This window comes from Agrobacterium sp. D14 (assembly GCF_001526505.1).
GTDB lineage: Bacteria > Pseudomonadota > Alphaproteobacteria > Rhizobiales > Rhizobiaceae > Agrobacterium > Agrobacterium leguminum.
The window spans coordinates 100944-120530 of record NZ_ASXX01000042.1; the positions used below are offsets into that span (position 1 = coordinate 100944).

The window sequence follows — 19587 nt, forward strand, 5'->3', positions numbered from 1 at the left end:
TTCCGTCATCGTTAAAAAGCAGCCAAGAAGAATGTCGATAGCGCAGATTTTGAACAGCATTGCCGCAAAAGGTCCGGTCTTCGAAGCCGGCCACGTCTGGCTCGCGGGCGCAGGGCCGGGCGATGTGCGTTATCTGACGCTGGAAGTGGCGCTTGCGCTGTCTCAGGCCGATATCATCGTGCGCGATGCGCTGGTGAGCGACGAAGTCATAGCGCTTGGTCCGCAGGCGGAGATTGTTTTTGCGGGCAAAAGGGGTGGCAAGCCTTCCGCGACGCAGGATGATATTACCGCTTCGCTGATCGATTTCGCCGGCCAAGGCAAAAAGGTGCTGCGGCTGAAGGGCGGTGATCCCTTTATTTTCGGGCGCGGCGGTGAAGAGGCGGAGGCGCTCGTCCAAGCCGGCATTCCGTTTCGCATATTGCCCGGCATGACCTCGTCGTTCACGGCGCTTGCTTCCGCTCGCATCCCCGCCACCATGCGCGGTATCAGCCGCGCCGTGACGCTGGCCACGGGCCACGCGGCGGGCACCGAAGAGGATCTGGACTGGCTGGCGCTGGCGAAAACACGGGAACCCATCGTCGTTTACATGGGGCTGAAGAATATCGGCACGATCGCCAGCCTCTTGATGCAGGGTGGCCGTTCCGGCGAAACGCCGGTCGCCGTCATCATGTCGGCAACGACGGCGCAGGAGCGGATTTTCATCGGCTCGCTGGAAAGCATAGCTGACGATGCAAATCGGGAAAATTTCGAAGCGCCGGCTTTGATCGTCATCGGCGAGATTGTTTCGATGCGGGCGCGTCTTGGAGTTTCCGGTTCATGACGGCGCGGGCGATCATCATTGGTGCGCCGCGCTCGGGCTCCGGCAAGACCAGCGTAACTATCGGCCTGCTCCGGGCCTTTGCCCGACGCGGTATCAAGGTGCGCGGCATCAAGACCGGGCCTGACTACATCGATCCCGGTTTCCATGCCTTCGCCACCGGCACATCGGGTCTTAATCTGGATAGCTGGGCCATGCGGCCGGAATTGCTGCGGCATCTGTTTTCGCAGCAGACCGGGGATGCGGAACTCGTTCTGATCGAAAGCGCCATGGGCCTGTTCGACGGTATTCCGGTTGCGGAAAATCGCACGGGTTCGGCGGCGGATCTGGCGCGGCTGTTCGGCATTCCCGTGCTGCTGGTGCTGGATGTGTCCGGCCAGTCGCAGACGGCCGCTGCCATCGCCTATGGTTTTGCCCACTACGATCCGGCCGTTACCATGGCGGCGGCGGTGCTGAACCGGGCGGGCAGCGAAAGACACCGGACGCTGTGCACGGAAGCCATCGAAAAAATCGGCCTTCCCGTTGCCGGCTGTGTGCTGCGTGATCCTTCGCTCATCCTGCCTGAACGGCATCTGGGGCTGGTGCAGGCCAGCGAACATCCGGAAATCGACGCGCATATCGAACGGCTGGCGGATGCGATGGAAAAATCCATCGATCTCGATGCCCTGCTTTCACTCGCCGCGCCGGTGAATGTGCCTTCCGGCTCGGTGGATGCGGCGATTGCACCGCCCGGCCAGCGCATCGCGCTGGCGGAGGATGCGGCGTTCACTTTCCTTTATCCGCATCTCAGGAAGCATTGGCAGGCGGCAGGGGCCGAGATCGTGCCGTTCTCCCCGCTCGCGGATGAGGCGCCCGACGGGAGCTGCGATATCTGCTGGCTGCCGGGCGGGTATCCCGAGCTTTTTGCCGGAAAGCTTGCAGATGCGGCTGGTTTCAAGGCGGGTATTGCCCGCTTTGCTGCGACAAAGCCTGTTCATGGCGAGTGCGGAGGTTACATGGTGCTCGGCGAGGCGCTGGAAGATGCGGATGGCGTGACCCATGCCATGACCGGGCTTCTGTCCCATGCCACCAGCTTTGCGACGCGCAAGATGAATCTCGGCTACCGGCAGGCAACAATCGCGGCAAGCGGACCGCTTGGCGCGGCGGGTGATGTTCTGCGCGGCCATGAATTCCATTATGCGCGGGTTACCGATGCCGGCTGCGATGAGCCCTTCGCCCAGATTGCTGACGGGCAGGGTCGTCCGCTCGGGCCATCGGGTGGCAGGAGAGGTTTTGTTTCGGGCACCTTTTTCCACGCCATCGCCAGAGGCGGTTGATTGTTTCCGGGTTTGGTCCGCGGACCTGCGGCAAAGTGGACCAAGCTGCGAAAGTTTGTAGGCCTGGATCACGGGAAAGTGCTATAGATTTCTTTTTAGGGCATGGAAGAGCGGAGTTATCTCCCGTGATCCATGTTCGGTGAAGCGCAGTGGGACCGAAAGCCGCTTCATATGTCCCGGTCCGAACCTGCTCTCGCGTATTTATATCGAGCGTGCCTACCGATGATGAAACCCGGATTTTTTGTCTCCGCTGCTCTTGCCGCATCTATTCTGCTGGCCCCCTTGGGCAGCGGTGTCGATGGTATGGCTGCCCACGGCGGTGAAGACTATGCGACGCTGGAAAAGCTCGGTGCGGCGCTGTTCGACGATCCCAGTCTTTCGATGAACCGCACCATGGCCTGTTCCACCTGCCATATGCAGGCCGCCGGTTTTTCCGATGCGCGGGAGAGCGATAAGGTCGGGCGGGATGTATCGCTCGGCGACGACGGCATTTCACTGGGCGACCGCAACGCGCCGACTGCAGCCTATGCCCGCTTCACGCCGCCTTTCGGCAGGAATGCGGCGGGAGAATATGTCGGCGGGCAGTTCTGGGATGGCCGCGCCTCCCTGCTTGAAGATCAGGCGGGCGGTCCGCCGCTCAATCCCCTCGAAATGGGCATGCCGGACAAGGCCTCGGTCGTCAAACGGCTCAGGGAAAACCCGGATTATGTCGCGGCTTTCGGCACGCAGTTCGGCAAGGATGTTTTTGCGAGCGACGACACCGCCTATGCCGCGATGACGAAGGCGCTGGCGAGCTTTGAGCGCTCGGATGAGTTCTCCACCTTCGATTCCAAATATGACCGCTTCCTGCGCGGTGAGGAGAAGCTGACCGATCAGGAAGAGCTGGGCCGGGTTCTGATCTCCTCGACGCAATTTACCAATTGCAATACCTGCCATGAAATCCGTGGCGCCAAGGGCCTGGAAGACGGCCTCTTCACCAACCACAAATATTTCAACATCGGCGTTCCCGCCAATATATCGGTTCGGGCCGTGAACGGCTCCAAGCCGGGTGCGGTCGATCTGGGACTGGCGCAAAATCCTGAAGTTGCCGGCGATGCCGCCCAGCGTGGCAAGTTCAAGGTGCCGACGCTGCGCAATGTCGCCGTCACCGCTCCTTACATGCACAATGGCGTGTTTAAGGATTTGCGCACGGTGGTGCTGTTTTATGTGAAATATAAAAGCAAGAAGCCGAGCCGCCAGATCAATCCGGAAACGGGTAAGACGTGGGATGCGCCGGAAGTGCCTGAAAACATCGCCATGGCGGAACTGACATCCGCGCCGGCGCTGGACGACAAGCGTGTGGACGCCATCGTCGCCTTTCTGAAGACGCTGACCGACAAAAGATACGAGCATCTTCTGCCGAAGGAAGATGGGCAGGCAAAGGTGCCGCCTGCCCAACCGGTTTCGTCGAGCGTTACGCCGAAAGCGCCTTGAATTCGGCGAGAACCGCATCGCCCATTTCGGAGGTGCCGACCTGACGGCTGCCCTCGGCCATGATGTCGGCGGTGCGGATGCCCTTGTCGAGCACGTTTGCGATCGCTGCTTCGAGCTTCGTTGCCTCATCCACCATGTTGAACGAGTAACGCAGGCACATGGCGAAGGACGCGATCATTGCGATGGGGTTGGCGATGCCCTTGCCGGCAATATCCGGGGCCGAACCGTGGACCGGCTCGTACATGGCCTTGCGCTTGCCGGTCTTGGCGTCAGGTGCGCCAAGCGAAGCGGACGGCAGCATACCGAGCGAGCCGGTGAGCATGGCGGCGACGTCGGAGAGCATGTCGCCGAAGAGGTTGTCGGTGACGATCACGTCGAACTGCTTGGGCTTGCGCACCAGTTGCATGCCGCCGGCATCGGCCAGCATATGTTCCAGCTGAACGTCCTTGAACTTGGCGGCGTGGGTTTCGGTGACCACCTGGTTCCACAGCACGCCGGATTTCATCACGTTGCGCTTTTCCATCGAGCAGACGCGGTTGTCGCGGGTGCGGGCCAGTTCGAAAGCGACGCTGGCGATGCGCTCGATTTCGAAAGTGTCGTAGATCTGCGTGTCGATGCCGCGCTTCTGGCCATTGCCGAGATCGATGATCTGCTTCGGCTCACCGAAATAAACGCCACCCGTCAGCTCACGGACGATGAGGATATCGAGACCTTCGACCAGTTCCGGCTTCAGCGAGGAAGCGGCGGCAAGCGCCGGGTAGCAGATGGCCGGGCGCAGATTGGCGAAAAGCTCGAGATCCTTGCGCAGGCGAAGCAGACCGGCTTCCGGGCGGTGCTCGTAGGGCACGCCATCCCATTTCGGGCCGCCGACGGCGCCGAACAGGATCGCATCTGCGGCAAGCGCCTTTTCCATATCCGCATCGGAAATCGCCACGCCATGGGCGTCATAGGCAGAGCCGCCGACCAGACCTTCCGAGACGGTGAAGCCGGCATCGTGCGCGCTGTTCATATAATCGATCAGCTTGCGAACTTCGGCCATGGCTTCGGGGCCGATACCGTCACCGGGCAGCAGGAAAAGCGAACGAACTGTCATGAGAACCCTCCTTGGGCGGCGCGCCGAAAAACATCCTGAAGGGTTTTCGATTGCGGCGAGCGCGGCGTCAAACTCATTCCGTCCTGCACATGGCAAATCGTGTCGCAGCCGGACGGGATCGGAGGCTTCTTATCTCCGCCTCAAGGGCTTTTCAAGCAAAGCAAAAGCCGATCCGGTACTGTTTGGTACGGGATCGGCTTTTTTGAAGAGCGGAAATGTGGTCAGGCCCAGGGGCGGACCGAAGCGTTTGCCTTTTCGAACGTGTCGATAGCGCCCGAATGTTCGAGCGTCAGGCCGATATCGTCCAGACCGTTCAGCATGCAATGGCGCTTGAATTCATCGATCTCAAAGGTGATCGTGCCGCCATCGGGGCCGCTGATTTCCTGACTTTCCAGATCGATGGAGAGAACGGCGTTCGATCCGCGCGACGCATCGTCCAGCAGCTTTTCGAGGTTCTCGGGGCTGACGACGATCGGCAGGATGCCGTTCTTGAAACAGTTATTGTAGAAGATGTCGGCGAAGCTGGTGGAGATCACGCAGCGGATGCCGAAATCGAGAAGCGCCCATGGCGCATGTTCGCGCGAAGAGCCGCAACCGAAATTGTCACCGGCGACAAGAATCTGGGCGTTCTGGTAGGCGGGCTTGTTCAGTACGAAATCCGGATTGGGCGAACCATCCTCGAGATAACGCGACTCGGCGAAGAGGCCCTTGCCGAGGCCGGTGCGCTTGATGGTCTTCAGATAGTCCTTCGGAATGATCATATCGGTGTCGATATTGACCACCGGCATGGGCGCGGCAACGCCCGTCAGCTTGGTGAATTTTTCCATCTGTCGCTTCCCGTGTTTCCCTTCGACAAAATCCGGGGCTGGTTAAAGCTCACCGGACGTGTTCTGCCGGGAAATACTGCAAAACTCATCACTTTAGAAGCGCAAACCCGCGTTCTTCGGTACGCCGCGCGCGGCGCTCTGGCATTTTTGCCGATTCGAGACGATCTCAGAGATCGATAATCGTGCCCTTGCCGTCGTTCCAGACGCGCATATCGCGCTGGTTACGGGGCTTGACCGGAATGGGGGCCGGCTTAAGACGCGAGGAAAGCAGGCGGGCAGCACTGAGAACCGCGAGCACGCCGATGAAAGCGACCGTGAGCGACGCGGTGAACAGGGCGACTATCGCCAGAATTGCAATGCCGGATGCGGCGATGAAAAACGAACGTATGCCTTGCATGATCCAAACCTTTCTATCCAGACGAATGTGGGCCTTCTTCTTCCGGCTTGCAAGAGGATTCAGTGGATTGTCAGCTTGCAGATGTCACAAAAGCTTGACACAAGTGCGGCATGGTCAACTTTTCCGAAAATATTCTTGTGAGACCACGTCGTTCGTTGCTCTCCGTGCCGGCCATCAATGTCCGGGCACTGGAAAAAATCCGCGATCTCGATTGTGACGGAGTGATCCTCGATCTGGAGGATTCGGTCGCACCCGGGATGAAGGACGAGGCGCGGGACAATCTGCAAAAGCTGTTTTCGGAAGCGCCTTTTGCAGCGGGCGAGATCATTATCCGCATCAACCCGCTCTCCACGCCGGATGGGAAGGCGGATTTGCAGCTTGTGCTTTCCTGCCGGCCGGATGCAATTCTTTTGCCGAAGGTGGAGCAGCCGGCCGATATTCACGAGGTGGCTGATCTTCTGGCCGAGGCGGATGTGCCGGAGCACCTGAAAATCTGGGCGATGATCGAAACGCCGCTTGGTGTCCTGAATGCCGCCTCAATTGCTGATGCGGCCCATACGCCGGATGCGCGGCTTTCGGCTTTTGTCATCGGGCTCAACGATCTCCGCAAGGAAACGCGGGTGCCGGCCCTTCCTGGACGCACTTATCTCGTGCCCTGGATGATGCAGGTGGTGCTTGCCGCCCGTGCCTATGGTCTGGATGTCATCGACAGCGTCTCGAACGATTTCCGCGATATCGCCGCTTTCGAAGCCGAATGTGAGCAGGGTCGCGCCATGGGGTTCGATGGCAAGATGCTGATCCACCCGGCACAGATCGAGCCGGCCAATCAGCGCTTCGCCCCGGACGATGCCGCTGTTGCGGAAGCCCGCGAGATCATTGCCGCTTTCGCAAAACCCGAATCTGTGGAATTGAACGTCATCAACATGAACGGGCGAATGATCGAACGGCTGCATGTGGAGCAGGCCGAAAGGTTGGTCGCCGTGGCCGATATCATCGCACAAAGAGAGGCAAATAAGACGTGAAGGTCTATCGTTTCATAACCGGTCCGGACGACGCGAAATTCTGTCACCGGGTCACCGAGGCGTTGAACAAGGGATGGGAACTCGCGGGTTCGCCAAGCTATGCCTTCAACGCCGCAAGCGGCGTCATGCATTGCGGCCAGGCCGTGACCAAGGTGGTCGAGGGCAAGGAATACCATCCGGACATGAAGCTCGGCGAGCAGTGAGCGGCGGTAGCCGCCCCGATCAGCGATCGGCGGCGGCCTCGTCGGCGCTTTCTTCGATCCGCTCCATGTCGTCGTCCGACAGGCCGAAGTGGTGGCCGATTTCGTGGATGAGGACATGGGTGATGATATCGCCCAGCGTCTCCTCGTTCTCGGCCCAGTAGTCGAGAATGGGACGGCGATAAAGCGTGATGCGGTTCACCATCTCACCCGTTTCCATGGTGAAACGTTCGGAGATGCCGCGTCCTTCGAACAGTCCGAGAAGATCGAAGGGTGTTTCGAGCGCCATGTCTTCGAACACGTCATCGGTCGGAAAATCGGCGATCTCGATAATGAGATCTTTCGTCAGCGCGCGAAATTCTTCCGGCAGGTGGCCATATGCCTCGATCGCAAGCGACTCGAAGGCGGAAAGTGTCGGCGCATGGCGGTCCCGCCAATCGTCGGTCTGGTCTATGCGGGCCATTTCTGCTCCTTGTTGGAAGGCCCATATAAACACTTGCTGGACAAATTTCGAGACCCGACTGCTTCACCCGCCGAAAAAGCATGAAATTCTTGGCGTTACAGTTACTTTTCAAGCCGTCGTCATCTTGACATAAACGGGCGTCTCGCGTAATCGGCACCCAAATTGATGGCGTAGTGCGCCTTCTGTTTATTCCGCCCTTCAAAAGGCGGCTTCACCGGCAGACATTCAAAGGGGCATTCAGTCCTGACGGATTTCCGCTACTCCGACTGATAAAAAGACGGCCAGCTTGCATTTGCGGGCAGAGCCGGAACGAACATGAAAGGATAAAAAATGTTCGCAGTCATCAAGACCGGCGGTAAGCAGTACCGCGTAGCGGCCGACGCCGTGCTGACCATCGAAAAGCTGGAAGCAGAGGCAGGCGCAACTGTAGAATTCACCGAAGTTCTCGTTGTTGGCGAAGGCGCCGACGCCAAGTTCGGTGCACCCTTCGTCAAGGGCGCCATCGTCAAGGCTGAAGTTGTCGAGCATAATCGCGGCAAGAAGGTCATCGCCTTCAAGAAGCGTCGTCGTCAGAACTCCAAGCGTTCGCGCGGCCATCGTCAGCATCACACTGTCGTCCGCATCACGGACATCGTTGCTGCCTGATCGGCGCGACACGGGAAACAAGGTTTAAAGGAGAACTCCAATGGCACACAAAAAAGCTGGCGGTTCCTCGCGTAACGGTCGCGATTCCGAATCCAAGCGCCTTGGCGTAAAGAAGTTCGGCGGCGAAGCTGTCATTCCAGGCAACATTATTCTGCGTCAGCGCGGCACGCAGTGGCATCCGGGCGCCAATGTTGGCATCGGCAAGGACCACACGATTTTCGCACTGACCGCAGGTAACGTGAACTTCCGTACGAAGGCCAACGGCCGCGTATTCGTATCCGTGGCCCCGAAAGCGGAAGCCGCAGAATAAGCCGGTAAGCGTCATATGCAGCCGGTGTCCCATCGACCCGGCTGAGACGTATCAGGTTCAGTCAAGAAAACAGGGGAGATGGGGCACCACCCAACTCCCCTTTTTCTTTAACCCCAAGGAGGGACTGAACCATGCAAGCTGAATTGTTGAGGGTTGACCAATCACGGTCACCCGAGGAACGGCCGAGGCCCGATCGGTCGAGGAGCGATTGCCCCGTTTTACTGTCGCAGAGGCTGGTTTTGCGCAAGCCTCACGAAGAAGACATCGACGCCCTTGCCCATCTTGCCAACAATGCCAATATTGCGACCATGGTGTCGCGTATGCCGCACCCTTACACGGCCAAAGACGCCGCGGATTTTGTGCGACGCTCCAAAGCTGGCGAGATTGGCAAGTGCGTCTATGCGATTACCCGCATGGACAATGGCGAGTTTCTGGGCTGCTGCGCGCTCGAACCCCAGGAAGACGAAAAGACGCTGGAAATCGGTTACTGGCTGGGGGAACCCTACTGGAACCGGGGTTACATGACGGAAGCCGCGCATGCGCTGATCGACATGGCCTTCCGCACGCGTGAAATCGACCAGATCGATGCCCGTTGCCGGGTCACCAACATCGCGTCGCGCCGCGTCATCCAGAAATGCGGTTTCCAGTTCCAGGGCTCCGGCATGGTCGGTTCTCTGGCGCTTGGCGGCATGGTGCCGGTCGAATGGTACAGGCTGGACCGCAAGACCTGGGTTTCGCTGAAGAGCTGGGGGGATATGGGATGAGCACGATAGAGCTTACCCGTCGCCGCGCCGCCACTGCCGTAGCGCCGCCCGGCCCCTGCCCTGTCATCGAGACAAAGCGTCTGGTGCTGCGGCCGCAGCGGCTTTCCGATGCCGGCAGCATTGCGGAATCGCTTGGCGATTTCGCCGTGACCAGAATGTTGGCCCGCGTTCCGGCGCCCTACCACAAGCAGGATGCGCTGGAATGGCTGGTCTTGCGCACCTCCGGCACCCTGCCCGACTGGGATTTCGCCATTACCAGCGGCGACGATACCCTGATCGGTGTCGTCTCGGTGGAATTGCGGCACGGCGAGTGGCATCTCGGCTACTGGCTGAACCGCTTCTACTGGGGCAAGGGTTACATGACCGAGGCGGTGGCCGCCGTGGTCGAGCGGTTCTTCCGCCGTATGCCCGGAGTGGCCCTTCACTCCGGCGTATTTGCGGATAATCCCGCTTCGCTGCGCGTGCAGGAAAAACTCGGCTTCCGGGTGACCGGTTGCCATCAGGTCTACGCCACGGCGCGCGCCGCCATGGTGGCGCATATCGGTACGAAGATCACGGCTGAGGATTTCATTCAGCCGCATCGTACTTGAGGAGCATTGCAAGGCCGGTTTGATCCAAACCGGCCTTGTCTCGCGCATGGGCTTCCCGCACGATAGTCTTTGACCTCGTGAAGAAGCGCTTGTATTCGAAACGACGATATTTTTGTTCGACGCAACGGCAAGATTGTTGCGTCCGCAAACCGACAGAACGGCAGTCCGATGAAATTTCTCGATGAAGCAAAAGTCTATATCAAGTCCGGCGACGGCGGCGCGGGCGCCGTTTCCTTCCGGCGCGAAAAATTCATCGAATTCGGCGGTCCTGACGGTGGCGATGGCGGACGCGGCGGCGATGTCTGGGTTGAGGTGGTCAACGGCCTCAACACGCTGATCGATTTCCGCTTCCAGCAGCATTTCAAGGCCTCCATCGGACAGCACGGCATGGGCAAGACCCGCACCGGCGCCAAGGGTTCGGATGTGGTGCTGAAGGTACCCGTCGGTACGCAGATCTTCGAGGAAGACAATGAGACGCTGATCGTCGATCTGACGAAGGAAGGCCAGCGCTTTCGTCTTGCCGCCGGCGGCAATGGCGGTTTCGGCAATGCCTATTTCAAGTCGTCGACCAATCAGGCGCCCACCCATGCCAATCCGGGCCTCGCGGGCGAGGAAAAGACAGTCTGGCTTCGCCTGAAACTGATCGCCGATGCCGGTCTCGTCGGTCTGCCCAATGCGGGCAAATCCACGTTCCTTGCGACGGTCACCCGTGCGCGGCCGAAGATCGCCAACTATCCCTTCACCACCCTTCATCCGAACCTGGGCGTCGCGACCATCGATGGCCGTGAATTCGTGCTGGCCGATATTCCGGGCCTGATCGAAGGCGCACATGAGGGTGTGGGCATCGGTGACCGTTTCCTCGGCCATGTGGAGCGTACCCGCGTGCTTCTGCATCTCGTTTCCGCGCAGGAGGAGAAGGTCGGCAAGGCCTATAAGACTGTCAAGGCCGAGCTGGACGCCTATGGCGGCGGGCTGACCGACAAGCCGGAAATCGTGGCGCTGTCGCAGATCGATGTGCTGGATGAAAAAGAGCTGAAAAAGAAGGCCAAGGAACTGGAGAAGGCCTGCGGCCGTCCCCCGCTACTTCTCTCCGCTGCCGCCCATATCGGCATGACGGAAGCGTTGCGCGCCCTTCGCGATATCATTGTCTCGGCGAGCAATGGCGGCGAAACCGCCCTTCCTGATCGTTCGATGCCTTCCGAGAGCGAGGCCGAGGAAGAGGACGACCGTCTATGAGCCTGACGCGCAAGCCGCTGGCGAGCCATCACCGGATCGTCATCAAGATCGGATCGGCGCTTCTGGTGGACCGGAAGACCGGTCTCAAGAAAGACTGGCTCGACGCCATCTGCGAGGATATCGCCGCGCTGAAGAAAAATGGCGCGGATGTGCAGGTTGTGTCTTCGGGCGCCATCGCGCTTGGCCGCACCGTGCTTGGCCTGCCTTCCGGTGCATTGAAGCTGGAAGAAAGCCAGGCGGCGGCGGCTGTCGGCCAGATCGCGCTGGCGCGGGCATGGTCAGAAAGCCTGTCGCGGCACGAGATCGTCGCCGGCCAGATTCTTCTGACGCTCTCCGATACCGAAGAGCGTCGCCGTTATCTCAATGCGCGCGCCACCATCAACCAGTTGCTGAAGATCGGCGCTATCCCGATCATCAATGAAAACGATACCGTGGCGACCACCGAGATTCGTTATGGCGACAATGACCGTCTGGCGGCGCGTGTAGCGACCATGACGGGCGCCGATCTTCTGGTGCTGCTTTCGGATATTGACGGGCTTTACACGGCTCCGCCGCATCTGGATCCCGACGCGAAATTCCTTGAGACGATCGCCGATATTACGCCCGAAATCGAGGCCATGGCAGGCGGTGCGGCATCCGAGCTTTCACGCGGCGGCATGCGCACCAAGATCGATGCGGGCAAGATCGCGACCGCTGCCGGCTGCGGCATGATCATCGCTTCCGGCAAGACGCTTAATCCTTTGAAGGCTATTGAAAACGGCGCGCGCTCCTCTTGGTTTGCGCCTTCGGGCACGCCGGTGACGGCGCGCAAGACCTGGATTGCCGGGCAATTGCAGCCGGCCGGCGAAATCCATGTGGATGCCGGCGCGGAAAAAGCTCTCTATGCCGGAAAAAGCCTGCTTCCGGCGGGTGTGCGACTGGTGAAGGGCAATTTCGGCCGTGGTGACGCAATCGCCATTATCGGTGCGGAAGGCCGTGAAGTCGCTCGTGGTCTTGCGGGTTACGATGCTGAAGAGGCGCGTCTTATCATCGGTCACAAGTCCAACGAGATCGAGGCGATCCTCGGTTATGTCGGGCGGGCGGCCATGATTCATCGTGACGATCTGGTGATGACGGGCGCTGCCGTCAAAGTTAAAAATGCAAAGAAGGATGAGGTCCATGCCTGAACAGGCCGTGAAGCAGAGCCATGATATTGACGCGCTGATGATCACCATCGGCGCTCAGGCGAAAGCTGCTTCGCGACCGTTGTCCATCGCCGGCACAGACCAGAAGAACCGCGCGCTGCTTGCCATGGCCTCCGCCATCGAGGCATCCAGGGATGCGATCCTTGCCGCCAACAGGAAAGATCTGGCTGCGGCGGAAAGCGCAGGCCTTGCCGCTTCCTTCGTGGACAGGTTGACCCTCAACGATGCAAGGATCGCCGGTATTGCCGAAGGCATCCGTTCGGTTGCGGCGCTGCCCGATCCGGTCGGTGAAGTCATCGCCGCCTGGGATCGTCCGAATGGGCTGAAGATCGAGCGCGTGCGCACACCGCTCGGCGTCATCGGCGTGATTTACGAAAGCCGACCGAATGTGACGGCGGATGCCGGCGCTTTGTGCCTCAAGGCGGGCAATGCCGTCATCCTGCGCGGCGGCTCGGATTCGCAACATTCATCGCGTGCTATCCATGCCTGCCTCGTGGAAGGCCTGAAGATCGCCGGCCTTCCCGAGCATGCCATTCAGCTGGTGCCGGTGACCGACCGCGCCGCTGTCGGCGCGCTTCTCAGTGGCCTGAACGGTACGGTTGACGTCATCGTGCCGCGCGGTGGTAAAAGCCTCGTGGCGCGCGTGCAGTCGGAAGCCCGTGTGCCGGTCTTCGCGCATCTGGAAGGCATTTGTCATGTCTACATCGACAAATCCGCCGATCTCGACATGGCGAAACGTATTGTCGTCAATGCCAAGATGCGCCGCACGGGTATTTGTGGGGCGGCCGAAACGCTGCTGGTGGATACCGCTGCCGTTTCCACGCATCTTACGCCGCTCGTCAAAGCCTTGATCGAAGCCGGCTGCGAAGTGCGCGGTTCGCAGGCCGTTCGCGATGTGGTGGCGGGTCTCACGCCGGCGACGGAAGAGGACTGGCGCACCGAATATCTCGATGCGATCATTTCCGTCGCCGTGGTGGAGGGTATTTCGGGCGCGATCGAGCATATCGGCACCTATTCGTCCAACCACACTGAGGCGGTGATTGCCGAAGATCCCGATGTGGTCGCGCGTTTCTTCAACGAACTCGATTCGGCCATTCTGCTGCACAATGCCTCGACGCAGTTCGCGGACGGCGGCGAATTCGGCATGGGTGCTGAAATCGGCATTGCCACGGGCAAGATGCATGCGCGGGGCCCGGTCGGCGTCGAGCAGCTTACCTCGTTCAAATACCGTGTGCACGGCACCGGCCAGACACGGACCTGATATTTGCCGGCTGACAAGCGCCTCGACAGACGTTATCTCACCATGCCGCATGTGGAGCGCGGCATGGTCGTTGGCCTGTTCGGTGGTTCTTTCAATCCGCCGCATGCGGGTCACGCGCTTGTGGCCGAGATTGCGCTGCGCAGGCTCGGTCTAGACCAGCTCTGGTGGATCGTCACACCGGGCAACCCGCTGAAAAGCCGTTCGGAGCTGGCGTCTCTGGAAGATCGTATCGCCGCCTGCGAAAAGCTGGTTCACGATCCGCGCATCAAGGTGACGGCCTTCGAAAAATCACTCGGGATGAGCTATACGGCCAATACGCTCGCCAAGGTGAAGGCGAAAAACCCGCATGTGCGCTTCATCTGGATCATGGGAGCGGACAATCTGAAAAGCTTCCATCGCTGGCAGAAATGGCGGCGGATCGCCGAGACATTCCCGATTGCCGTGATCGATCGGCCAGGCTCCACGCTCTCTTATCTCTCCTCCACCATGGCGCAGGCCTTCAGCCATGCACGGGTGGATGAGGACGATGCCGGCGTTTTGTGGAAAAAAGCGGCCCCTGCCTGGGTTTTCATTCACGGTCCACGCTCGACGCTCAGCTCCACGGCGCTGCGCAACGGTCGTAAATGACGCCTTCGATCACAAATGATGTATGTGCTGGGTGTCGAAGGGTCCATATCTTGAAAAGTTAATGCTTTGATGCCACCTTCATTATGTGACGCAGAGAATCGCGTCGCCAGTACCTGTTTTGTCATTCTTGGAAAGGGAAAACCTCTGACAACAGTACACGCCAAGGGAAGAGCATTTGTTGCTATCCCGAAGGGCCAGGACAGTGGCGCCGATGCCGCCGACCACGCCCTTGAAACCGTCCTCGCGAGCCTTGAGGACTCCAAGGCCGAAGATATCGTATCTCTCAACATTGCCGGAAAATCGGCGCTTGCGGACTACATGGTCGTGGTCTCCGGGCGGTCGAACAGGCATGTTTCGGCGATTTGCGAGCATCTTCTCAAGGACATGAAGGATGAAGGGTTCGGAAACGCCCGCGTCGAAGGTCTCGAGACCGGAGACTGGGTGCTGATCGATACCGGCGACATCATCGTTCACGTGTTCCGACCGGAAATCCGCGCCTTCTACAACATTGAAAAAATGTGGGCGACGCCGGACATGCCGGAAGAGACGCTGCATTGATGCGGTGAGCCTTTGAGCGAGTGCATCGCTTTTGCCGAAGATCATATCTGACTTCGGAAACGGTGCCTCTGGCCGGAAATCAGACCGGCCGCATAGGAATCCGCAGGCTATGCTGTTAAGAGCGTGACCCTGTTGGGTCACGACGAATGCAGGTTTGCGATGCGGATTTCAATTTTTGCGGTGGGACGGCTGAAATCCGGCCCCGAAAAGGATCTTGCGGCCCGTTATATCGAGCGCCTGGCAAAGACCGGCCCGGCGATCGGGCTGGAGTTTTCGCGGGTGATCGAGGTTGCCGAAAGCCGCGCTTCCAATGCGGAAACCCGCAAGCGCGAAGAGGCCACGATGCTGGAGAAACATCTGGCCGATGGTGCTGCCCTCGTCCTGCTGGACGAGCGCGGAAAGGCGCTGGACAGTCCTGCCTTTGCTTCATTTTTTGGCGATTTGCGCGATAGCGGCAAGCGAGACCTCGTGATCGCCATAGGCGGAGCCGATGGGCTCGATCCCGCGCTTTACGACAAGGCGACGGCCGTTCTCAATCTCGGCAAGCTGACATGGCCGCATCAGGTCGTTCGTATCCTGATCGCCGAGCAGCTTTACCGCGCTGTCACGATCCTCTCCGGTCATCCCTATCATCGCGTTTGATCGGGTTTCGATTCGGATAATTGTCTCAATTTCAACATGAAGCTCCGCGACACCGCTGACAGCACACGGCTTTGGCGGCGGCCTTTCCAGGGCCTCTTGGAAGATCGCGGCAAAATCCCTAATATCGGCGCTTCTGCTTCGGCATCAAAGAAAGTTCACATGGACAACAGGCCTCAACGAAAACGGCACGCTGCCCTTGCGGGCGCGGTTATTGCTGCTTTCGTCATGGGCATCGGTCCGACCTATTCGCGGGACGATGCGGGCGCCGTTCCGGCCGCTGGCGATGATTCGTCGCCGGATGCGCTGCAGACGCTGGAGAAGCGCCGCGACCAGAACCGGCAGGATCTGGAGGAGCTGGTCGACAGCATCGGTCTTTCGGAAGACAAGACAAGGAAGCTTGAGGAAAGCATCGCCTCCCTCAATCAGGACAGTGCCCGCATCCGGGAAGAGCTGATCGCATCGGCTGCCCGGCGCAAGGCGCTGGAAACCAAGATCAGCAGCGGTGAGGATCGCCTGGCCAAGCTTTCGGTGCGCGAGGATGGCGTCAAGGCGTCGCTGCGTGAGAGGCGCGGCGTGCTCGCGGAGGTTCTGGCGGCGTTGCAGCGCATGGGCCGAAACCCGCCCCCCGCCCTTCTCGTTTCGCCCGAGGATGCGCTTGCGTCCGTGCGAAGCGCCATTCTTCTCGGCGCCGTCGTGCCTGGCATTCGCGGTGAAACCGACAAGCTGGTCGCTGCTCTCAAAGAATTGACCGATCTGAGGCAGGCAATCGCTCGCGAAAAGGACGATCTTACGGGTATGATGACGGCAAGTCTGGAAGAGGAAAAACGTCTCGACCTGCTGATTGCCGAAAACGATCGCAAGAATACCCAGACGGCGGCGGAGCTGGAGGCGGAACGCAAGCGATCTGAAGAGCTTGCGAGCAAGGCGACGAGCCTCGAGGGGCTGGTCAGTTCGCTTGAAGGTGAGATTACCTCGGTGCGGGAGGCGATGGAAAAGGCGCGGGCGGAAGAGCAGCGCCTGGCCCGTCTTTCGGAGGCGGAACGCGAAAAGGAGCGGGCCGCGGCCGAGGCTGGAATGCCCGATAAAAACCGTATTGCGCCCGCATATCCCTTCGCAAGTTTGAAGGGAAAGCTGGAGGTTCCGGTTACCGGCGAGGTGCTGCGGCGCTTCGGCGATGCGGACGGAACGGGCCACTTTTCCAAGGGAATTGTTGTCGCGAGCGGACCGGAAGCCATCGTGACGGCGCCTGCAGACGGCTTCGTGGTGTTTGCTGGAGATTTTCGCAGTTATGGCCGGATGATCATTCTCAATACGGGCGATGGATATCATGTGGTGATGACGGGCATGGACAATGTGAGGACGCGGCAGGGAATGTTCGTGTTCTCCGGAGAGCCCATCGCCTCCATGGGTGCAAAAAGAGTAGCGAGTGCAGCAGCATTGGCGCTGGAAACCGACAGGCCAACGCTCTACATTGAGTTCAGGAAAGATGGTGTACCGGTTGATTCTCAACCGTGGTGGACCGCAAAAAATACCGGAAGGGCGCACAATGATTCGTAAGGTTTCGCTTCTCCTTATCGGTGGGCTTATGGGCGCCACGGCGATGAGCGTGATTTATTCGGCGAGCATGCCGGCACAGGCGGCCGGGCCTTCGACCTATAAGGAACTGTCGATCTTTGGCGACGTGTTCGAGCGCGTGCGCGCACAATATGTGACGCCGCCGGATGACGAGAAGCTGGTGGAAAACGCCATCAACGGCATGCTGAGCTCGCTCGATCCGCATTCGAGCTTTATGAATGCCAAGGATGCCAACGACATGCGCACCCAGACCAAGGGTGAATTCGGCGGTCTCGGCATCGAAGTGACCATGGAGAACGAGCTCGTCAAGGTCATTACGCCGATCGACGATACACCGGCTTCCCGCGCAGGCATTCTCGCCGGCGACTTCATTTCGGAAATCGACGGTACGCCGGTTCGTGGCCTGAAGCTGGAACAGGCGGTTGAAAAGATGCGCGGCGCGGTCAAGACGCCGATCAAGCTGACGATCATCCGCCAGGGCGCTGACAAGCCGCTCGAATTCACCGTCATGCGCGATGTCATTGCCGTGCGGGCCGTCAAGTCCCGTGTCGAAGGTGACAATGTCGGTTATCTGCGCGTCATCTCCTTTACCGAGAAGACCTATGACGATCTCGAAAAGGCGATCAAGAAGATCAAGGCGGATGTGCCGGCCGACAAGCTGAAGGGTTATGTGCTCGACCTTCGCCTCAATCCGGGCGGTCTGCTCGATCAGGCGATCAATGTTTCCGACGCCTTCCTCGAGCGTGGCGAGGTCGTTTCGACCCGTGGCCGTAACCCCGACGAGACCCGCCGCTTCAACGCGACGGCAGGCGATCTGACCGATGGCAAGCCGGTAATCGTGCTCGTCAATGGCGGTTCGGCTTCGGCTTCGGAAATCGTTGCCGGCGCCCTGCAGGATCTGCGCCGTGCCACCGTGGTCGGCACGCGTTCCTTCGGCAAGGGTTCGGTCCAGACGATCATTCCGCTCGGCGAGGCGGGCGCGCTGCGCCTGACCACGGCGCTCTATTACACGCCGTCGGGTAAATCGATCCAGGGTACGGGCATTGAGCCTGACATCAAGGTCGAACAGCCATTGCCGCCCGAGCTGCAGGGCAAGGTGACCACCGAAGGTGAATCCGGTCTTTCCGGCCACATCAAGGGCCAGAGCGAAACCGACGAAGGTTCGGGTTCCTCCGCTTATGTTCCGCCGGAAGCCAAGGACGACATCCAGCTCAACTATGCTCTGGACCTGTTGCGCGGTACCAAGACGGATCCGTCTTTCCCGCCGAACCCGGAAAAGGCTGTGGTCAACAAGCAGTAAGATAGTGCGCCGGTCAGCCGGCGCATTCCATCTATTGCCCAACCGTTTGGACGGATCGTTCATTGCCTTCGGACCTGCGAAAACCGCTTCTGGGTCGTCAGAAAAAAAGCGCCGGTATCAACCGGCGCTTTTCCGTCATTATGGCTCTGTCGGTGCTTGCGGTTTTCTCAATCGGCGGCCTATCCGTCTATACGGCGCTTTCGCCCGGCAATTTGCAGAAGACGGCGAGCGGGCCGGATGCACAGCCTCAGCTTGCCGAAAAGACACCTGGAATCGCACCGGCCGATGTAACGGCTCCCGGCGATGCCGCCGGTCTACAGCCGCAAAGCGGTCGCTCGGGCGCCAATATCAATCGCGAGACGATGCCGGATGGCAATGTCGTATCGGTATACTCTCCCCGCCCGCGCGAGGGTGATGGGCCGGTGCTGATGAGCGGCCAGACCTATGGTCAGGATCCGCGCATGGCGACGCGACCCAATGAGGAACTGCTGGAAGAAACCGCATTCGGCAGATTGCCGGTTGTCGGTGCGGATGGTTTGCGGCCGATGGAGCAATATGCGCGGCCCTGGTCTGGTGCACGCGGCACCCGGGTGGCGATCGTGGTCGGCGGGCTGGGTCTCAGCCAGACGGGGTCGCAAAAAGCGATCCGGGAGCTGCCGCCGGAGGTGACGCTCGGTTTTGCCGCCAGCGGCAACAGCCTGCAGCGCTGGATGCAGGAAGCGCGCCGACAGGGACATGAAATCCTTCTGCAGATACCGCTTGAGCCTTTCGGTTACCCCGGCACCAATCCCGGCCCGGACACCCTGCTGGCGGGTGATCCCGCCAAGGTCAACATCGACCGGCTGCATCGCTCCATGGCGAAGATCACCAATTACACCGGCATCATGAATTATCTCGGCGGGCGTTTCCTTGCCGAGCAGGCGGCGCTGGAGCCGGTAATGCGCGACATCGGCAAGCGTGGCCTGCTGTTTCTGGATGACGGCTCTTCGGCGCAGTCGCTGAGCGGCGGCATTGCCAAGGCGATTTCCGCGCCACAGGGTTTTGCCGATATTCTGCTCGACGGCGAAGTCACCGAAGCTGCCATTCTGCGCAAGCTGGACGAACTGGAACGAATTGCACGGCGTAACGGCCAGGCGATCGGCGTTGCTTCGGCTTTCGATGAAAGCGTTGCCGCGATCTCCAAATGGTCGCGCGAGGCTGGCGGGCGCGGCATTGAGATTGTCGGTGTTTCTGCGCTTGTTTCCGGGCAGGCAGGGCAGTAAACCTTGCATGCGGCCATTTCTGGCG

General features: G+C 59.9%; 22 protein-coding genes. 18 read left to right on the forward strand and 4 right to left on the reverse strand.

Features of this window, described 5'->3' with window-relative positions:
- Nucleotides 1-31: 31 nt before the first annotated feature.
- The 3 genes from cobA (at nt 32) to L901_RS19915 (ending at nt 3606) form a co-directional block, all read left to right on the forward strand.
- The gene (cobA, locus tag L901_RS19905) at nt 32-820 is read left to right on the forward strand and encodes a uroporphyrinogen-III C-methyltransferase (protein WP_059759763.1); all 789 of its coding nucleotides are present in this window, start codon (nt 32-34) and stop codon (nt 818-820) included.
- Nucleotides 817-2133 (forward strand): cobyrinate a,c-diamide synthase, encoded by a 1317-nt coding sequence (locus L901_RS19910; protein WP_059759765.1) that lies wholly within the window; start codon nt 817-819, stop codon nt 2131-2133. The genes cobA and L901_RS19910 overlap by 4 nt, the downstream gene beginning before the upstream one ends.
- Before the next feature lie 222 nt (nt 2134-2355).
- The gene (locus L901_RS19915) at nt 2356-3606 is read left to right on the forward strand and encodes a cytochrome-c peroxidase (RefSeq protein ID WP_059759767.1); all 1251 of its coding nucleotides are present in this window, start codon (nt 2356-2358) and stop codon (nt 3604-3606) included.
- Here L901_RS19915 and leuB read toward each other — a convergent pair.
- From leuB to L901_RS19930, 3 genes are all read right to left on the reverse strand, one after another.
- Nucleotides 3587-4699, reverse strand: coding sequence for a 3-isopropylmalate dehydrogenase (leuB, locus tag L901_RS19920; RefSeq protein WP_059759769.1), 1113 nt, complete (start codon nt 4697-4699; stop codon nt 3587-3589). The genes L901_RS19915 and leuB overlap by 20 nt on opposite strands.
- Before the next feature lie 221 nt (nt 4700-4920).
- Nucleotides 4921-5526 (reverse strand): 3-isopropylmalate dehydratase small subunit, encoded by a 606-nt coding sequence (gene leuD, locus L901_RS19925; RefSeq protein ID WP_003520255.1) that lies wholly within the window; start codon nt 5524-5526, stop codon nt 4921-4923.
- Between the two features lie 166 nt (nt 5527-5692).
- A complete protein-coding gene (locus tag L901_RS19930) occupies nt 5693-5923 on the reverse strand; it encodes a hypothetical protein (RefSeq protein ID WP_059759770.1) in 231 nt (76 codons plus the stop codon).
- A 110-nt stretch (nt 5924-6033) separates the two neighbouring features.
- Between L901_RS19930 and L901_RS19935 the strand changes: the two genes are divergently transcribed.
- Both L901_RS19935 and L901_RS19940 read left to right on the forward strand, forming a co-directional pair.
- Nucleotides 6034-6945 carry a CoA ester lyase gene (locus tag L901_RS19935; protein WP_059759772.1) on the forward strand — a complete coding sequence of 304 codons (912 nt, stop codon included), beginning with the start codon at nt 6034-6036 and terminating at the stop codon, nt 6943-6945.
- On the forward strand, nt 6942-7148 hold the full coding sequence (locus L901_RS19940) for a DUF1737 domain-containing protein (protein WP_003505258.1): 207 nt from the start codon (nt 6942-6944) through the stop codon (nt 7146-7148). Before L901_RS19935 ends, L901_RS19940 begins: the two co-directional genes overlap by 4 nt.
- A 19-nt stretch (nt 7149-7167) precedes the next feature.
- On the opposite strand, the gene L901_RS19945 is transcribed toward L901_RS19940, so the two are convergent.
- The gene (locus L901_RS19945) at nt 7168-7608 is read right to left on the reverse strand and encodes a metallopeptidase family protein (RefSeq protein ID WP_003520258.1); all 441 of its coding nucleotides are present in this window, start codon (nt 7606-7608) and stop codon (nt 7168-7170) included.
- A gap of 330 nt (nt 7609-7938) precedes the next feature.
- On the opposite strand from L901_RS19945, the gene rplU reads away from it, so the two are divergent.
- The 13 genes from rplU (at nt 7939) to L901_RS20010 (ending at nt 19562) form a co-directional block, all read left to right on the forward strand.
- On the forward strand, nt 7939-8253 hold the full coding sequence (rplU, locus tag L901_RS19950; protein WP_003492690.1) for a 50S ribosomal protein L21: 315 nt from the start codon (nt 7939-7941) through the stop codon (nt 8251-8253).
- Nucleotides 8254-8293: 40 nt separating this feature from the next.
- Nucleotides 8294-8563 (forward strand): 50S ribosomal protein L27, encoded by a 270-nt coding sequence (rpmA, locus tag L901_RS19955; RefSeq protein ID WP_003492686.1) that lies wholly within the window; start codon nt 8294-8296, stop codon nt 8561-8563.
- A gap of 131 nt (nt 8564-8694) precedes the next feature.
- Nucleotides 8695-9327, forward strand: a complete 633-nt coding sequence (locus L901_RS19960; protein ID WP_003505256.1) for a GNAT family N-acetyltransferase — start codon at nt 8695-8697, stop codon at nt 9325-9327.
- Nucleotides 9324-9917, forward strand: coding sequence for a GNAT family N-acetyltransferase (locus L901_RS19965; protein WP_035265260.1), 594 nt, complete (start codon nt 9324-9326; stop codon nt 9915-9917). The genes L901_RS19960 and L901_RS19965 overlap by 4 nt, the downstream gene beginning before the upstream one ends.
- Before the next feature lie 168 nt (nt 9918-10085).
- Complete coding sequence (gene obgE, locus L901_RS19970; RefSeq protein WP_059759774.1) at nt 10086-11153, forward strand: GTPase ObgE; 1068 nt, start codon at nt 10086-10088, stop codon at nt 11151-11153.
- Nucleotides 11150-12319, forward strand: coding sequence for a glutamate 5-kinase (proB, locus tag L901_RS19975; protein WP_059759775.1), 1170 nt, complete (start codon nt 11150-11152; stop codon nt 12317-12319). Before obgE ends, proB begins: the two co-directional genes overlap by 4 nt.
- Nucleotides 12312-13598 (forward strand): glutamate-5-semialdehyde dehydrogenase, encoded by a 1287-nt coding sequence (locus L901_RS19980; protein WP_059759777.1) that lies wholly within the window; start codon nt 12312-12314, stop codon nt 13596-13598. The genes proB and L901_RS19980 overlap by 8 nt, the downstream gene beginning before the upstream one ends.
- A 42-nt stretch (nt 13599-13640) precedes the next feature.
- Complete coding sequence (locus tag L901_RS19985) at nt 13641-14225, forward strand: nicotinate-nucleotide adenylyltransferase (RefSeq protein ID WP_052025747.1); 585 nt, start codon at nt 13641-13643, stop codon at nt 14223-14225.
- A 69-nt stretch (nt 14226-14294) separates the two neighbouring features.
- Entirely contained in the window at nt 14295-14783 is a 489-nt protein-coding gene (gene rsfS, locus L901_RS19990; RefSeq protein ID WP_082710734.1) for a ribosome silencing factor, read from the forward strand.
- 159 nt (nt 14784-14942) lie between these two features.
- Nucleotides 14943-15425: a 23S rRNA (pseudouridine(1915)-N(3))-methyltransferase RlmH gene (gene rlmH, locus L901_RS19995; RefSeq protein ID WP_059759778.1), complete on the forward strand. Its 483-nt coding sequence runs from the start codon at nt 14943-14945 to the stop codon at nt 15423-15425.
- Between the two features lie 159 nt (nt 15426-15584).
- A complete protein-coding gene (locus L901_RS20000) occupies nt 15585-16982 on the forward strand; it encodes a murein hydrolase activator EnvC (RefSeq protein WP_059760035.1) in 1398 nt (465 codons plus the stop codon).
- Nucleotides 16972-18300 (forward strand): S41 family peptidase, encoded by a 1329-nt coding sequence (locus L901_RS20005; RefSeq protein ID WP_035265249.1) that lies wholly within the window; start codon nt 16972-16974, stop codon nt 18298-18300. The genes L901_RS20000 and L901_RS20005 overlap by 11 nt, the downstream gene beginning before the upstream one ends.
- Nucleotides 18301-18362: 62 nt before the next feature.
- Complete coding sequence (locus L901_RS20010; protein WP_059759780.1) at nt 18363-19562, forward strand: divergent polysaccharide deacetylase family protein; 1200 nt, start codon at nt 18363-18365, stop codon at nt 19560-19562.
- Nucleotides 19563-19587 lie beyond the last annotated feature (25 nt).

Excerpts from the sequence above, each read along its gene's own strand:
- cobA (WP_059759763.1), top strand. The coding sequence starts at position 32 with ATGTCGATAGCGCAGATTTTGAACAGCATTGCCGCAAAAGGTCCGGTC.
- L901_RS19910 (WP_059759765.1), top strand. The coding sequence starts at position 817 with ATGACGGCGCGGGCGATCATCATTGGTGCGCCGCGCTCGGGCTCCGGC.
- L901_RS19915 (WP_059759767.1), top strand. The coding sequence starts at position 2,356 with ATGATGAAACCCGGATTTTTTGTCTCCGCTGCTCTTGCCGCATCTATT.
- leuB (WP_059759769.1), bottom strand. The coding sequence starts at position 4,699 with ATGACAGTTCGTTCGCTTTTCCTGCTGCCCGGTGACGGTATCGGCCCC.
- leuD (WP_003520255.1), bottom strand. The coding sequence starts at position 5,526 with ATGGAAAAATTCACCAAGCTGACGGGCGTTGCCGCGCCCATGCCGGTG.
- L901_RS19930 (WP_059759770.1), bottom strand. The coding sequence starts at position 5,923 with ATGCAAGGCATACGTTCGTTTTTCATCGCCGCATCCGGCATTGCAATT.
- L901_RS19935 (WP_059759772.1), top strand. The coding sequence starts at position 6,034 with ATGGTCAACTTTTCCGAAAATATTCTTGTGAGACCACGTCGTTCGTTG.
- L901_RS19945 (WP_003520258.1), bottom strand. The coding sequence starts at position 7,608 with ATGGCCCGCATAGACCAGACCGACGATTGGCGGGACCGCCATGCGCCG.
- rplU (WP_003492690.1), top strand. The coding sequence starts at position 7,939 with ATGTTCGCAGTCATCAAGACCGGCGGTAAGCAGTACCGCGTAGCGGCC.
- rpmA (WP_003492686.1), top strand. The coding sequence starts at position 8,294 with ATGGCACACAAAAAAGCTGGCGGTTCCTCGCGTAACGGTCGCGATTCC.
- L901_RS19960 (WP_003505256.1), top strand. The coding sequence starts at position 8,695 with ATGCAAGCTGAATTGTTGAGGGTTGACCAATCACGGTCACCCGAGGAA.
- L901_RS19965 (WP_035265260.1), top strand. The coding sequence starts at position 9,324 with ATGAGCACGATAGAGCTTACCCGTCGCCGCGCCGCCACTGCCGTAGCG.
- obgE (WP_059759774.1), top strand. The coding sequence starts at position 10,086 with ATGAAATTTCTCGATGAAGCAAAAGTCTATATCAAGTCCGGCGACGGC.
- proB (WP_059759775.1), top strand. The coding sequence starts at position 11,150 with ATGAGCCTGACGCGCAAGCCGCTGGCGAGCCATCACCGGATCGTCATC.
- L901_RS19980 (WP_059759777.1), top strand. The coding sequence starts at position 12,312 with ATGCCTGAACAGGCCGTGAAGCAGAGCCATGATATTGACGCGCTGATG.
- L901_RS19985 (WP_052025747.1), top strand. The coding sequence starts at position 13,641 with ATGCCGCATGTGGAGCGCGGCATGGTCGTTGGCCTGTTCGGTGGTTCT.
- rsfS (WP_082710734.1), top strand. The coding sequence starts at position 14,295 with ATGCCACCTTCATTATGTGACGCAGAGAATCGCGTCGCCAGTACCTGT.
- rlmH (WP_059759778.1), top strand. The coding sequence starts at position 14,943 with ATGCGGATTTCAATTTTTGCGGTGGGACGGCTGAAATCCGGCCCCGAA.
- L901_RS20000 (WP_059760035.1), top strand. The coding sequence starts at position 15,585 with ATGGACAACAGGCCTCAACGAAAACGGCACGCTGCCCTTGCGGGCGCG.
- L901_RS20005 (WP_035265249.1), top strand. The coding sequence starts at position 16,972 with ATGATTCGTAAGGTTTCGCTTCTCCTTATCGGTGGGCTTATGGGCGCC.